Source organism: Kineococcus vitellinus (assembly GCF_009906315.1).
Lineage (GTDB): Bacteria > Actinomycetota > Actinomycetes > Actinomycetales > Kineococcaceae > Kineococcus > Kineococcus vitellinus.
In genome coordinates, this window is sequence record NZ_JAAALL010000550.1 from 1 (window position 1) to 1,344 (window position 1,344).

Annotated in this window: 1 protein-coding gene and 1 pseudogene; one reads left to right on the forward strand and one right to left on the reverse strand. The window is 76.0% G+C overall.

Annotated elements, in window-relative coordinates:
- Positions 1-1,038, forward strand: a 1,038-nt coding sequence (locus tag GTQ99_RS23325; RefSeq protein ID WP_166618028.1) for an LCP family protein, incomplete at its 5' end; no start/stop codon positions are given.
- A gap of 84 nt (positions 1,039-1,122) precedes the next feature.
- Here GTQ99_RS23325 and GTQ99_RS23330 read toward each other — a convergent pair.
- A pseudogene (locus GTQ99_RS23330) lies at positions 1,123-1,344 on the reverse strand (S8 family serine peptidase); the annotation flags it as partial.

Below are 1,344 nucleotides of genomic sequence, written 5' to 3' on the forward strand. Positions count from 1 at the left end.
GTCCAGCCCGCCCCGCGCCCGGCTCCCCCGCGACCGCCGGTGGGGTCCGCTCCGCGCCGTCGCCCCTCCGTGCGCCGCCGCCGCCTCCTGGCCGCCGCGGCCCTCGTCGTCGCGCTCGTCGTCGTCTACCCGCTCGCCCTGGGCTGGCGCGGCTGGTCCTCGGTGCACCAGGTCGCCGCGACGGCCGGCGGGGAGCGCCCGGCGCAGTCGCCGGGGACGACGTTCCTCATCGTCGGCAGCGACTCGCGCGACGGCCTGAGCGAGGAGGAGATCGCCGAGTACTCCGCCGGCGGCGACGACATCTCCGGCCAGCGCACCGACACGATCATGCTGCTGCACGTCCCCGACGGCGGCGGGCCCGCGGTGCTGGTGAGCATCCCCCGCGACTCCTACGTCCCGATCCCCGGCCACGACAGCAACAAGATCAACGCGGCGTTCTCCATCGGCGGGGCGCCGCTGCTGCTGGAGACCGTCGAGCAGGTGTCGGGCCTGCGGGTCGACCACTACGTCGAGACGGGCTTCGGCGGGTTCGCGCAGGTCGTCGACGCGGTCGGCGGGGTCGAGATGTGCCCGGCCCAGGCCGTCGACGACGTGCGGGCCGGGCTCGACATCCCGGCCGGCTGCCAGCGGATGGACGGCAGGACGGCCCTCGGCTACGCCCGCTACCGCTACAGCGACGCCCTCGGCGACCTCGGCCGCGCGAACCGGCAGCGCGAGCTGCTCGCGGCGATCGTCGCGAAGGCCTCCAGCCCGGCGACGCTGCTCAACCCGTTCCGCGCCTTCCCGCTGGCCTCGGCCGGCGGTGGCGCGGTGACCCTCGACGAGGGCGCGTCCGTCTCCGACCTCGTGACGTTCCTGCGCGGCATGCGCGCGGCGACGGGCCCCGACGGGATCTCGATGACGGTGCCGGTGGCGGACACCGCCCTGCGCACCCGCCACGGCGTGGCGGTGAAGTGGAACACCGAGCGCGCGCTGGAGATGTTCGCGGCGCTGGAGCGCGACGACACCGGCGCGCTGCGCACGCTGACCGCCTCCTGAGCGGACTCCCCCGGACGCACTGCGGCCCCGCCGACCGGGAGGTCGGCGGGGCCGCAGCGGTGGTGCTGGTGGTGCTGGGTGGCCTCAGAACAGCGAGACGGCCGCCTGGGCGTTGACGACGCCGTCGCCGTAGAACCCGTTGTCGTCGGCGGGGCCGGCGCAGGTGGCGGTGCTGACGAGCTCACCGGCGGTCGCGGAGACCCGGCGGTAGGTGTGCTCGGCGGGCACGGGGCACGGGGTGCTCGTGGCCGATCCGAGCAGCGCCGCCTCGGTGATGTCGGGGTCCAGGGTCAGCGTGCCCGGGTG